The organism is Streptomyces sp. NPDC029674 (assembly GCF_044903205.1).
GTDB lineage: Bacteria > Actinomycetota > Actinomycetes > Streptomycetales > Streptomycetaceae > Streptomyces.
In genome coordinates this window covers 11,244-23,677 of record NZ_JBJDPY010000030.1, presented here as the reverse complement: position 1 = coordinate 23,677, position 12,434 = coordinate 11,244, and the positions used below count along the sequence as shown (strand labels likewise).

The following is a 12,434-nucleotide window of genomic DNA, read 5'->3' as shown; positions in this document are numbered from 1 at the left end:
ACGACATGGCCACGAACCCCTTCGAGGACGAGAACGACACGTACCTGGTCCTGGTCAACGCGGAGGGCCAGCACTCGCTCTGGCCGTCCTTCGTCGAGGTGCCCGCCGGCTGGGACCGCGTCTTCGGCGAGGACACGCGGCAGGCGTGCCTGGACCACATCGAGCACAACTGGACCGACATGCGCCCCAAGAGCCTGATCGACGCCATGAGCGCGGATACGGACCGCGCCGACGCGTGACACGGGCGACGGGGACCTGGTGACACAAGTGACTGGTGAATTGGTGAGAGCGTGAACATGACGGAGAAGACGCCGGTGGGGGGATCCGCCGACCACCGCGAGGACGGGCAGATCGGCGTCGGCGGCACGGCCCTGGGCCTCGGCACCCGGGCGAGCCGCGCACAAGCGCTGCGGACAGCGGTCGACGCGGTGACCGCCTGGTCCCACCAGGTGCTCGGGGAGGGCCGGCAGGACTTCGGCGGTTTCCCGTACGAGCACGTCGTCGGCTACTACCAGCAGGTGGGCAAGGCCGCGGCCGCGCCCGAGCTGGTCGCCCTGCTGCGCGGCACGAGGCTCGGCATCGAGTGCGCGGGCCGCGCCCGGCCCTGGTCGTCGCCGGACAACTGGCTGTTCGACACCTGGCTGCCGCTGACCTTCACCGACCGGCCGATGAACTACGTCTCGTACGCGGGCAACGACGTCCTGCGCGTCGCCGAGTGGGGATCGGACGGCAGCCCGCGGGCGACGGAGCACGCCGACGACCTGCTGACGGCGGTGCTCCTCGCCGACCTCGTCGTGTGCGAGACCGACGCGCTCGCCGCGGCCGGGGACAGCGACCGGCAGCGGACCCGGACCACCGCGGTCCTGCGGGCCCTCGTCCGGCTGCCCGAGTACGCGCCGATGGCCCTCGCCGACCCCGCGCCGCTCGACGCCGTGCGGGCCGCGCTCGGCGACAGCGGGCCCGACGCGGCGGCGCCGGCCGCGCGCGAGGCCGTCGCCGCGCTGCGCGCCGAGGCGCCGCCCGCGCTGCTGCGGGCCGTGGAGATCGCGCTGCTGCCGGTCACGACGGTCCACGACGAGCGGATGTTCATCCGCTCCATCCAGCTGTTCGAGCGGCTCTTCGCGCGGGTGGCGAGGCAGCTGACGTTCGCCGTCGAGGCGGTGCGCACGGACCGGCCCGCCGACGCGGCCGCGTACCTGGAGACGGCCACGACCCGCCTCACGGGTGCGACGTCCCCGCTGTACCGGGTCCTGACCACGATGCCGCCGGAGTCGTTCGCGGTGATACGCGACCACACGCACGGCGCGAGCGCCATCCAGTCCCGGCCCTACCAGCTGGTCGAGACGGCGAGCGCGAAGCGGGCCGGTGAGGCGCACTCCCCGGAGAAGGGGCCGCTGTTCACCCTCGACAGCACGTTGCAGGAGGAGTTCCTGGCCCGCGCGGGCGGCTGGCCGACGGCGGACGCGCGGCGCCTCGAAGAGGCCATGCGCGCCCTGGACGCGGCCTGGCGGGGCATGAAGCGCACCCACTGGGGCGTCACGATGAAGATCATCGGCCGGGTGCCGGGCACGGGCGGCACCACGGGCGCCGACTATCTGCGGGCGGCGGCGGACGTCGCGCTGTTCCCGCAGCTGGCGGCTGTGTAACCACCGTTAGGAGTACGGGAAAGGGGGCGGCCGGAACTGAATCCGGCCGCCCCCTTCCCGTATTCGTACCCTAGTGCGCCGCCTCAGAGCCGTACGACGTCGAGGTCGCGCGCCGCCGCGAGGTCGGGGCAGCCCGACAGGAGCAGGGCCTCCCTCAACTCGGCGTGCAGTAGCCGCAGTACGTGCCGTACGCCGTCCTCGCCGTCCACGGCGAGCCCCCACAGCACGGGCCGCCCGCACAGCGCGCCGTCGGCCCCGAGCGCGAGGGCGCGCAGGATGTCGGCGCCGGTCCGCACCCCGCTGTCGAGCAGGACCGCGCAGCGCCCGCCGACCGCGTCGAGCACCGGCGTCAGCGCCGTGACGCTGGGCGGCGCGGCCGCGAACTGGCGGCCGCCGTGGTTGGAGACGATGACGCCCTGCGCACCGGCACCGACGGCACGCACGGCGTCCCGCGGATCGAGGATGCCCTTGAGCACCAGCGGCAGCGTGGTCCGTTCGCGCAGCCACGCCAGGTCGTCCCAGCCGATCGCCGGGTCGAAGGCGAGCGCGGTGTGGGTGGCGACGGCGGAGGCCCCGGACTGCCGGGTGTGCGCGGCCGTCCCGGGCGACGGGCCGAGGTTGGCGGCCCGTACGTCCGCCGGCAGCGTGAACCCGTTGCGCACGTCGCGCAGCCTGCGGCCCATGTGCGGCACGTCGACGGTGACGACCAGCGCCTCGCACCCGGCCGCCTCCGCGCGCCGGACCAGGTCCAGGACCACGCCCCGGTCGCGCATCCAGTACAGCTGGAACCAGCAGACCCCGCCGGCCGCGGCGATCTCCTCGATCGGATGGCTGCTCAGCGTGCTGATGATGTACGGGGTCCCGGCGTCGCGCGCGGCGCGTGCCGCGGCGAGCTCGCCGTCCGGGTGCAGCAGCCGCTGGTACGCCATCGGGGCCACGGCCAGCGGCAGCGCGGCCGCACTGCGCAGCAGCGTGCCGGACGTGTCGGCCTCGCCCGTGCCGCCGAGCACCCTCGGCACGGGGCGGACCGCGTCGAGGGCGGCCCGGTTGGCGGCCTGGGTGGACTCGTCGCCGCTGCCGCCGTCGACGAAGTCCCGTATGTCGGCGGGCAGCCGGCCGGCGGCGAGCCGCGCCACCTCGGCGACGGTCAACGCGGCGGCCCCGCGGTCCACTTCGTGCGCGGGCACGGTCATGCGCCCGCGTCCTCCTGCCGCGCCCGCTCCATCTCCAGCTCGACGGCGCTGTACAGGGCCTTGATGTTGCCGCTGCCGAAGGTGCGTGCGCCGAGCCGCTCGATGACCTCGAAGAAGAGCGTGCCGCGCGGGTGGACCGACTTGGTGAAGATCTGCAGGAGCTGGCCGTCCTGGTCCTCGTCGACCAGGATGTTCAGCTCGCGCAGCGCCTCGACGGAGTGACGCCGCAGGTCGAGCCGCTCGGGCACCTGCTCGTAGTACGTGCCGGGCGTGCTGAGGAAGCGCAGCCCGTTGGCGCCGAGGAGGCTCACGTCGCGGACGATGTCGTCGGTGGCGAAGGCGATGTGCTGCACGCCGCCGCCCCCGTGCTCCTTGATGAACTTGTCGATCTGGCCGGGCTCCCGGGAGGTGTCCGGCTCGATCAGGGTGAGCGTCACCGCGCCGGAGCGGCTCTGCACGACCTTGGAGTCCATGGCCTGGCCGCCGACGACGATGCGCTCGGTGAAGACCATCTCGAAGTCGAGGGCGGACTCGTAGTACGCGACGGTGTCGTCCAGTTGACCGGCTTCGAGGCAGACGGCGAAGTGGTCGATGGTGTGCAGCCCGACGCCGGCCCCCGCTCCGGTCCCGGCCTCCGCCTCTCCCCCGGCCATGGGGGTCAGACCCGGCAGCGAACGGTCCGCACCCTGCTCCCCGGCTCCGGCGCGCTGCACGAAGGTGTGCGTCACGTCGCCGAACGCGCCGATGGTCGCGGTGACGACGCCGTCGCGCTCGCGCGGCTCGGCCACCGGGCGGGCCCCGCGCCGTACGGCTTCGGCGTAGGCGGCCGCGGCGTCGGCGGTGCTCAGCGCGATGTCCGACACACCGTCACCGTGCCGCTGTACGTAGGCGGATGCCGGGTGGTCGGAGCCGCGCGCGTCGGTGAGCAGCAGGCGTATGCCCTCGCGGCCGACGGCGGCCATGCCGACGGTGTCGTCCGTGGCCCGCGCGTACACATCCAGGCCGTAGTTGTTCACGAAGAAGCTCGTTGCCTCGGCGAGATCACCGACCGCGAAACCGACGTGATCGACGCGCAGATCGCCCAAGGGACTCATGACATTCCTTATCAATATGCTGGAGAGCTCAGAGGTCGCACTGCTCGCGAATGAACAGCGCGAGCCGGTCGATTCCGACCGTGATTTCTTCCGGTGACAGATAGCTGAAGGAAAGCCGGATTTGAGGTCGCGGATTTCCGTCGCCGTAGAAGTGGTGCATCGGCGTCCACAGGACCTTGTGGTGGCGGCCGGAGTGTTCGAGGAGCGCGTCGTCGACGGGAAACGGAACGGTGAGGACGACGAAGAATCCACCGGCCGGCGTGTTCCAGGTCACGCGGGGCTGCGTACCTTCGGGGAAATTACGGGCCAGTTCATCGAGCACGTGCCGCAGGTTGCCCTGGTAGAGCTCGGCCTCCCGGGCATTGGCCGCGCGCAGGCTGTAGCCGTTGGCCACGAGCTTGCCGCCGATGACGGCCTGGGCGACCGGTGACGTATTCACCGTGAGCATGCTCTTGATCTTCGCGAGCTCATCGGCGAGCAGTACGCCGTCCTCGCGACCGTCGTCCCTGCGCACCCGCTGGTCCGCGACCACGTACCCGACGCGGGCGCCCGGCAGTCCGGTCTTGGCGAACGACCCGAGGTAGACGACGCGGCGCCGGTCGCCGTCGAGCGACTTCAGCGTGGGCAGCGGCGCGCTGTCCGGCGCGTGGAACAACCCGTAGGGGTTGTCCTCCAGGATGAGGAAGTCGTGCTCCTCGGCGAGCCGGATCAGCGCCTCGCGGGCGACGGCCCCGAGGGTGGCGCCCGACGGATTGGCGAAGTCCGCCACCACGTAGCAGGCGCGCGGCCGCAGCCCGGCCGCCCTGGCCTCCTCGACGACCCGCACCAGGTCGTCGAGGTCGATGCCGTCGGGGTTCTCCCGGACGGGCAGCACCCGCATGTCCGTCAACTCTGCGGCGCCGGTCGCGCCCACGTAGCAGGGCATCGGGGCGAGCAGCACGTCCTTGTCGCTGCGGCGCAGCGCGCGCAGCGTGAGGAAGAGCGCCTCCTGGCAGCCGACGGTGACGACCACGCTCTCCGGGTCGACGTGGATGTCCTCGTCGACGGCGAGGTTCTTCGCGACCAGGTCGTGGATGATCCCCTTGGTCCGCCCGTACTGCAGCATCGTGCGACGCACCCGGGCCTCGTCCCCGCCGTACTCCGACCGCAGGTGGTCCTCGAAGACCCGGAGGTGACGGTGTACGTCCTCGGTGTCGAAGAACCCCTCGTACGGCCGTCCGGCGGCCATGGAGAGGGCCTCCGGGAAACGGTGGGAGATCTCGTTGAGGAAGTTCATGGACTCGATCACGGGCGATTCGAGAGACCCGTGCAGAGATCCGCCCTCGATCCCGGCACCACGCCCCGCACCCTTATCACTTGCTGCACGCATAGGCTGACACTCGGCACGACCGGCGACCGGGCCGAATTCCCCCTTCGGAAACGGAACGGGGCTATCGGCTCATCACGCGCTTGTCACGCGTCTGTCACGCACAGAATGGGAACCCGGCCCCCGTTGACGGGTCCCCACGAAACACAGCATGCGGCACACCTAAGGGTGCCGGGCACAGCTCGCTCGATTTTTGATCGAATCAAGATCGATTGAATCACGCGCCCTGATTGACCGTCAACCCGCCCGGCGCCCGGGGCACCCGCGCCCGCCCGAAACCCACGCGCCCTTTGCCGCGCACCACTTGAACCCGAAACCACCCCGCCCAACGGCGGCCGCCGCCACCTCCCCCACCCAACTGCCCGCAATAAGACGGACATTGCGACGCAGCCGCACCTGCCCCCCGGCTGCCGTCCCGACTGTCGCGGAGGCTAGGCTCACCCACGGGTGCGGAGCGTGCCCGGGCCGCAGTCTGAATCCTCCAAAGGGGTCGAGAAATGAATCTGGCCGCCAACGAGAACTTGGCGAATATCAGTAATGTGCTGATCTATTCGGCAATGGCCGTCTACACGTTGGCCTTCCTCGCCCATATCACCGAATGGATTTTCGGTAGTCGCAGCAAGGTCGGGCGCACGGCCGCCGCACTCGTGGCCGAGGAGGCGAGCGGCGCCGCGGGCGGCAAGACCCGGGCACAGGCGGCCGAGGGCGGCGGCACCGCCGTCCTGGAACGCCCCAAGGTCATCGAACGCTCACGCTCCGAGACCCGCGACATCGCCGACGGCCCCGGCGCGCACGGCGACGACACGCAGGGCGACCTGTACGGCCGCATCGCCATCTCCCTCACCACCCTCGCCTTCCTCATCGCGGCCGGTGGCGTGGTGAGCCGGGCGCTCTCCGTGAGCCGGGCGCCGTGGGGCAACATGTACGAGTTCTCCACCACCTTCGCGACGGTGGCGGTCGGCGTCTACCTCACCCTGCTCTTCCTCAAGAAGGACGTGCGCTGGATCGGCCTGCCGCTGGTCACCACCGTCCTGCTCGACCTGGGCATCGCCGTCACCTGGCTCTACACCGACAGCGCCCCGCTCGTCCCGGCGCTGCACTCGTACTGGCTGTGGATCCACGTCTCCACGGCGATCTTCTGCGGCGCGACGCTCTACCTGGGCGCGCTGTCCGCGCTGGTCTACCTCTTCCGCGACCGGTACGAGGTCCGCCTCACCGACGGCCGCGTCGCCGCCTCCGAGCGCGGCCTGGCCCTCGCCCTCCGCGACAAGAAGGGCCCGGTCAGCGCCCGCCTGGTGCTCTGGGCCCGCGTCGCGGGCAACGACATCATGTCCCGCCTGCCCGCCTCGGCGACCCTGGACCGCTTCTCGTACCGGATCAACGCCGCGATCTTCCCGCTCTGGACGTTCACGATCGTCGCGGGCGCGATCTGGGCCGGCGACGCGTGGGGCCGCTACTGGGGCTGGGACCCCAAGGAAGTCTGGTCCTTCGTCACCTGGGTCGGCTACGCCTGCTACCTCCACGCCCGAGCCACAGCCGGCTGGAAGGGCCGCCGAGCCGCCTACATCGCCCTGGCCGCCTTCGCCGCCTACCTCTTCAACTACTACGGGGTGAACTTCCTGTTCGGCGGCAAGCACTCTTACGCGGGGGTCTGACCCGGCAGACGGACGCAACATAAGGGGGGCGGGCTCGGTGAGCCCGCCCCCCTTATGTGATGCCGGATGTAGAAGAATCGACCCGCCAACGCTACCCACCATCCGTGGGCGTCGGTCCACAGATGCTCGAAGCTCTGGCCGAGCAGGCCCCCACCCTCACCGGTCGTCAGCCAGCGGCTGTGGCCAATCGTCCGGCCATCGTCGTACTGCGGACGGCGTGAACCCGCCTGGCCGACTCGTGTGAGGCTCGCTAAAAAGCCTGCCTGCCCGAAGACTGACGCTCTGACGCAGCTCCTGGTCGACTCACGTACTCATCGTGGTCGCACAACGAACCGCACCGGTTCAGAAAGCACTCGCGCTGCCGACTCCAGATCCGCCAGCCGCCTCGCCAGCGTCGATTCGGCGAGCCTGGGTGGCAACGCATCCGCGAACTTCAGCCCTTTGACTGCCCGCTCGTCGACCTCCGGCAGGCACAGGTGGTCAGAGGCGGCAACCGAAACCTGTTTCCAGGCGTCGGGGGTGAGGTCCTCACGCAGACGGATCCAACAATCGTTGATCTGCTGAGCAGGTACGGCGACCTCAGCCAGCGTCGCCGCAAGTGTGGCGTTCGCCCGATGGCCGGCCCATGTCCACCACTTCACGTAATCGCCCGAGCCCCGGGTGATCACCGTGCCTCCGGGATGTACCTCCTCCATGAAGCGCTCACGCGCTTCGGCCAGATACCTCTCCGCACGCGTAGTGAGGTCCACCGGCGGGTTCGTTCCGAGGAGTACTTCCCGTACTGCGCGCGTCAGCTCGAAAGAGATGCCGAAGTCGAGTCCGGCACCGCTCCACTTCGCTCGGCCACCGCCGTCGACGGGTTCGACGAAGCACCGCTTGCGTTTCCAGTCGATGTACGTGACCTGCCAGCTCCGCCCAGACCCAATCGTCGATCTGTACGTCGCCGTCCTCGTCCTCGACCGCGCGCTCCACGAGAAGGGCGCGAGCCGTGGCGCCGGTGCCGAGGACGCGGCGTACGGACCATTCCGCGTCGAGCGACTGACCGGGCAGCGCCTCCAGGGGATCAACCCCTACGGCCGTGGGTGCCTCGGGCAGCACGCTGGCGCGCTCCGCCTTGTCCAGCAGGTCGAGGAACTCCTCGGCGGAACCAAGGCGTTCGTTGACGTCGGAGCGAGTGGCCTTGAAGATCAGGTCGTCGAGCGCGTCCGAGAATCCGTCGGCGACGGCGTACAGATGCAGCCCCGAGTCCGTACGCAGCCGCTCGCTCAGCGCGCTGCGCTGCGTGGCGGGAGGCTGTCCGGTGAGGACCAGGTACGCGACCGCGCCGAGCCCGAACATGTCCAGGTCGGCCGGATCGGCATACGGCTGGTCGGTCTCGGGAGCGAGATAGAGGCGGGCCGCGTCCTCGATCAGAGCGGCGTCGAGCGCCGAACCTCCGATGGAGCGGAAGAAGGTGGCGTTGCTGTCGAAGTCGCGGGCAGCGGTCTGCCAGTCGGTGATGCGCAACTCGGGGCGCGCCCCGTCGGACCGGAAGGAGACGTAGACGGAGCTGGCCGCCAGGGCCCGGTGGTACAGGGCGCGGTTGTGCGCGTAGCGGACGGCTTCGGCGAGCTGCCGTACCAGGTCGAGGCGGATCTCTGGGGTGAGCTTTCCCCCGTAGGTGGCCAGGTACTGGTCGAGACGCAGATCCGTGTGTCGGTGCCGGAAGAGGATCGCGGGTCCGCCCTGGTGCTCGCGGATCTCGACGGCCTCGACGATGCCGCGGTGCGTGATGCCCTGCAGGACCTGGTACTCGCGTCGGGCCGCGCGATCGGTCGATTTCTTCGCCGCCTCGGTGGCCATATGGCCGACCAGATAGATGCGGACCCGACCCTCCTCCTGCACGAGTCCGTCGTCGCGCGTGGCCAGACGGTCCTCCCAGGAGTGCCCACGGTCCAGGGGGTGCGGCTGCAGCTTCCATGCGTCGCCGAACCTGAGATGGGCCGTGGACTGCTGGACGCCGATGGCCTTCAGCAGACGCGGCAGGGTGTCCCGGGAGAAGTCGGGCGTGATGCGACGGTCGGGGCGGTCCGGTGGCAGACCGAGGAAGTCCTGCCAGATGCGCTTCAGGCCGGTGGGGCGGTCGTCACGACCGTAGACCTTGACCTTCTGGACATCGTCGAGATGGCTCTCGAGATCCGGAGCCGAGAGGAAGATCGCCGGTTCCACACGCGGCACCGACCGCTCCGGGATGCCCAGCTTGCGCGCCGCCCACAGGAGCCTGCTCTTGAGGTCCTTGGACTTGGCGTCGTTGAAGTGGAGCGGGTTGTTGATCGTCCGGGTGCGGTCGGAACCGTGGAAGTTCCAGGTGGATCCGTTGTTCTCCAGCCGCCCTGGGTGGCTCTTGATCTCGACCAGGTAGAGGCCGGCGGGTACTGCGATCAGCAGGTCGCACTCGTTGATACGGCCCGACTGCGCGGTGAAGGAGAACGTCGCCCAGGCGCGGTACGGCTCGGCGGCCGGCATCAGGCGACGTACGTGGTCGAGAGCGTCCTGCTCCCAGGGGTACGGGGAGGGCCGGTCCTGGAACCACTGCTGCGCCGGACGCGGGGGTCCGGGCTTGGGCACCGGACGCGAGTCTCTTGCCGCCACCGTCCGACCTCCGCTGTCTCCTCACGCCCTTTCGGGCCAAAGCTCCTGGTTGACCTTATCGCGCCCCACTGACAGGCAGTATTCGTTCGCCTTGCTCCCCGGGTGGACGGGCAGGCAGCAGCCGTCGAAGCCGGTGTGCGACCCCACTGCTCGTAGGGGAGCCCATCTCGGCCGTTCTCAAGCGCTAACTCCAGTCGGCGGCCGGGTCGTTGGCCTGGCGAGAGGCCGCGCCCCGTGAGATAGGCTTTTACTGCTGCGCACCTTCCCGGAGGGTACGAGGCGGAGTCCGCGGTCCAGTCCGCTGGCTGTGAGTGACGAATGGGGCGGATGCCCGGTAGGGCGGCCCGTTCCTACCATTCCGAACTCACACCATGGAGTGGGCTTTTATGGAACCGGTCGAGTACAAGCCTGCGCGTCGTCCCTGGATCCGCGAGATCCTGGCCGGCGTCGCCGCGAGCGTGATCTCCAACCTCGTGTGGGAGGCGCTGGCGGTGGCAGCGCGCCACCTCATCTGAGGCAGGCATGTGGCGGGCCCGGCGAGCCCGCCACTCTTAAGCCTTTCCGGCTTCACCACACGACGAGGAACCTTCAGAAGAGCAGTTCCTGCCCTGGAGGGGTGTCGTTCCCCTTCCTCTTCGGGCTGGGGAGATGCGGTACCCGTGCCTCGGCAGGGAGGCTTTCCCACGTGGGCCGCAGGCCGTGTATCTGCACATCACCTACGCGACTCTTGAGGTACGCCTGTGTCTCCTCATCCGTGGAGTACAGCACCGTCGCACGGCTCGCCCTGGTCATGAGCACGTGGTAAGCGTGCCGAACACACCGGGCGAACTCCTCCGCTTTCTCTTCCTCGCTTCCCGTCCCCTCACGGAGCTTCCTGTCGAACGAACCAGGCACTCTGACACGCTTGACCCCGCTTTCCGCATCCTCACGCCACTGCCCCTTGCGGTAGACCCAGCGGTCGTCGCGTCTCACCATGTCCTCGCCAAGGACCACCCCGCACCAGTCCCACTCGAGGCCCTGAGCCGTGTAGACGCAGCCGATCTGGTTGATGCCGTACGGGTGCACTGCCCATTTCGTGGACGGCGGCACCGCTCCGTTCTCGCGGAAGGAGTCGCCCTTGGCGTTCCACGGTCGGTGCCAGTCGCCGATCCGCACGTCCGCCTCCAGACGTGCGGACTTCCCCTGCCCCACCGGCTCGGTCCACGGCCAGCAGAAGCCGGCCACGATGCGAGCCGTCGCTCCCGCCTGCGCCTCGGCCCTGATGATGTGCTCGAGTTCCTCCGGACTGTCCGCGACTTCGACATGCATCAAACCGTCGGGGGTCCACTCGGTGGTTCCTGCCTCGATGTCGAGGACAGCCCGCACCCAGCGGATGTAGGCGTCACTGCCACCGCAGCGCCATTCCTCCCTGAGCCCATAGCGGAGTGGAGTGATTCCCCGCGCTTTTGCGGCTTCCTCGATCAGGCTCACCGTTCCGACCTCCTTGGGGCGCACGGACTGGCTCTCGTCGAGAAAGAACACAGTGAGGCGGGAGGAATCGAGCAGGTCGTCCACCTGAGGCTGCTTGCCCGTCTTCTCCTCTCGCTGATAGATGTCGGTGGTTCGCTCTCTCAAGCGATGCGCCTCATCGCAGATGAGGACGTCCAAGGGAGGGGCCGGAGGGGCCACAAAGGAACTGAAGTAGGCGAACCTCTCCTCGAACTCCTTGTCGGTGTAGCCCACCTGCTCCTGGAGCGCTCCGTTGAACGCACGGCTGCCGCTGGCGTATTTCACCGTGCGTCCGGCTGCCTCGAATTCGGCTCTGAGCTGCAGACCCACCGCACTCTTTCCGGTACCCGCACCGCCCGTTACGATGAACACGGCTCGTCCGTCGTCCGACGGCGGGGCGGGCTGATCGGGATCACCGAGAACCAGGGCGGCTCTTTCCAGAACGCTCGCCGCCACCTTCCTCTGCTGTCCACGCAAAGTGAACACCGTGTCCTCACCACGAGATCTGATCATCGCGTCGAGAAGCGGCGTGTTGCGCAGGTTCATGAACCGCAGGAGCTGCTCGGCCTCGGAATCCGCGCCGTCCTCCGCGAAATGCCGTCGCAGGTCCGCAAGGAGCTGGTCGCGGCTGTCCCGGGTGTACACACGCTCATAGGCTCCGGTCGGGGCCAGTGTATCGAGCAACGGTCGAACCGAGTCGTCGGTGGCATTGTGCAGATACGCGAACCCGCCGCATTCGACGGTGATGCCACGCAGTGGCCCCTGGGGCCCGGTGAACAGTTGGTATGTGTTCCTGAGTTGCAACGCAGGGTGCTTCTTGGGGCTTTTGTACCCCGGTACATTCACGAGCTTCGCGGTGGCGGCTTCCACCTGCGTCACCATCGACCAGCGTTTCAGCTCGACGAGTTGGTACGACGGCAGACGCGTCTCCGGATGTCGGCCCACGAGCACGACGTCGATGAGGGGCGGCTCTCCCTTCTTCGGTTCGTCGACCGTCGCCGCGCACTCGACGACCATCTCGACGTTGCCCCGCTCCGCCTCAACGAGGTCTTCCGCCAACTCGACCAGACTCTCGGCCCATGCCTTCCGTTCTGTACCGGAGACGTCGCGCCCTCGGAAGTGCTGGTACCTGGCGGCGAGATGCGGCACCATCCGCCGCCGCGAGTTCAAAGTGAGCAGGTCCTGCGCAGACAGCCTCAGCAGGAGCATGGACACGAGGTGATCCCCCCAGGGCACGAGTGACTCGTGCGGGTGGGGGCGTGTCCTCGCATAGAGGAAGCCCGTCGGGCCGCAATTGGTAGAAGTGATCTTAGGGAGCGCGGCGGCCCACGCGAACTCCGCCCGCCGCCTCATGGCACGTT

The 12,434-nt window shown here is 69.2% G+C and carries 8 protein-coding genes and 2 pseudogenes; 4 read left to right on the top strand and 6 right to left on the bottom strand.

What is annotated here, in order from left to right; translation table 11 throughout:
- The first annotated feature begins 5 nt into the window (after window positions 1-5).
- Window positions 6-239 (top strand): MbtH family protein, encoded by a 234-nt coding sequence (locus ACI2L3_RS38375; RefSeq protein WP_404757097.1) that lies wholly within the window; start codon window positions 6-8, stop codon window positions 237-239.
- A 57-nt stretch (window positions 240-296) separates the two neighbouring features.
- Window positions 297-1,646, top strand: a complete 1,350-nt coding sequence (locus ACI2L3_RS38370; RefSeq protein WP_404757096.1) for a hypothetical protein — start codon at window positions 297-299, stop codon at window positions 1,644-1,646.
- Between the two features lie 83 nt (window positions 1,647-1,729).
- On the opposite strand, the gene ACI2L3_RS38365 is transcribed toward ACI2L3_RS38370, so the two are convergent.
- The 3 genes from ACI2L3_RS38365 to ACI2L3_RS38355 are packed head-to-tail and all read right to left on the bottom strand — an operon-like array spanning window position 1,730 to window position 5,209.
- Window positions 1,730-2,839 carry an alpha-hydroxy acid oxidase gene (locus tag ACI2L3_RS38365; protein ID WP_404757095.1) on the bottom strand — a complete coding sequence of 370 codons (1,110 nt, stop codon included), beginning with the start codon at window positions 2,837-2,839 and terminating at the stop codon, window positions 1,730-1,732.
- Window positions 2,836-3,933, bottom strand: coding sequence for a 4-hydroxyphenylpyruvate dioxygenase (hppD, locus tag ACI2L3_RS38360; protein WP_404757094.1), 1,098 nt, complete (start codon window positions 3,931-3,933; stop codon window positions 2,836-2,838). The genes ACI2L3_RS38365 and hppD overlap by 4 nt, the downstream gene beginning before the upstream one ends.
- Before the next feature lie 28 nt (window positions 3,934-3,961).
- A complete protein-coding gene (locus tag ACI2L3_RS38355; protein WP_404757093.1) occupies window positions 3,962-5,209 on the bottom strand; it encodes a PLP-dependent aminotransferase family protein in 1,248 nt (415 codons plus the stop codon).
- A 587-nt stretch (window positions 5,210-5,796) separates the two neighbouring features.
- On the opposite strand from ACI2L3_RS38355, the gene ccsB reads away from it, so the two are divergent.
- Window positions 5,797-6,954 (top strand): c-type cytochrome biogenesis protein CcsB, encoded by a 1,158-nt coding sequence (ccsB, locus tag ACI2L3_RS38350; RefSeq protein WP_404757092.1) that lies wholly within the window; start codon window positions 5,797-5,799, stop codon window positions 6,952-6,954.
- 311 nt (window positions 6,955-7,265) lie between these two features.
- Here ccsB and ACI2L3_RS38345 read toward each other — a convergent pair.
- Both ACI2L3_RS38345 and ACI2L3_RS38340 read right to left on the bottom strand, forming a co-directional pair.
- Window positions 7,266-7,874 (bottom strand): annotated as a pseudogene (locus tag ACI2L3_RS38345) (ATP-dependent helicase); the annotation flags it as partial.
- Between the two features lie 229 nt (window positions 7,875-8,103).
- Window positions 8,104-9,561 (bottom strand): annotated as a pseudogene (locus tag ACI2L3_RS38340) (NERD domain-containing protein); the annotation flags it as partial.
- A 395-nt stretch (window positions 9,562-9,956) separates the two neighbouring features.
- On the opposite strand from ACI2L3_RS38340, the gene ACI2L3_RS38335 reads away from it, so the two are divergent.
- On the top strand, window positions 9,957-10,100 hold the full coding sequence (locus ACI2L3_RS38335; protein WP_351463102.1) for a DUF6408 family protein: 144 nt from the start codon (window positions 9,957-9,959) through the stop codon (window positions 10,098-10,100).
- A gap of 73 nt (window positions 10,101-10,173) precedes the next feature.
- Here the strand turns inward: ACI2L3_RS38335 and ACI2L3_RS38330 are convergent, their stop codons facing one another.
- Window positions 10,174-12,282, bottom strand: a complete 2,109-nt coding sequence (locus ACI2L3_RS38330) for a DUF2075 domain-containing protein (RefSeq protein ID WP_404757124.1) — start codon at window positions 12,280-12,282, stop codon at window positions 10,174-10,176.
- Window positions 12,283-12,434 lie beyond the last annotated feature (152 nt).

Excerpts from the sequence above, each read along its gene's own strand:
- ACI2L3_RS38375 (WP_404757097.1), top strand. The coding sequence starts at position 6 with ATGGCCACGAACCCCTTCGAGGACGAGAACGACACGTACCTGGTCCTG.
- ACI2L3_RS38370 (WP_404757096.1), top strand. The coding sequence starts at position 297 with ATGACGGAGAAGACGCCGGTGGGGGGATCCGCCGACCACCGCGAGGAC.
- ACI2L3_RS38365 (WP_404757095.1), bottom strand. The coding sequence starts at position 2,839 with ATGACCGTGCCCGCGCACGAAGTGGACCGCGGGGCCGCCGCGTTGACC.
- hppD (WP_404757094.1), bottom strand. The coding sequence starts at position 3,933 with ATGAGTCCCTTGGGCGATCTGCGCGTCGATCACGTCGGTTTCGCGGTC.
- ACI2L3_RS38355 (WP_404757093.1), bottom strand. The coding sequence starts at position 5,209 with ATGAACTTCCTCAACGAGATCTCCCACCGTTTCCCGGAGGCCCTCTCC.
- ccsB (WP_404757092.1), top strand. The coding sequence starts at position 5,797 with ATGAATCTGGCCGCCAACGAGAACTTGGCGAATATCAGTAATGTGCTG.
- ACI2L3_RS38335 (WP_351463102.1), top strand. The coding sequence starts at position 9,957 with ATGGAGTGGGCTTTTATGGAACCGGTCGAGTACAAGCCTGCGCGTCGT.
- ACI2L3_RS38330 (WP_404757124.1), bottom strand. The coding sequence starts at position 12,282 with ATGCTCCTGCTGAGGCTGTCTGCGCAGGACCTGCTCACTTTGAACTCG.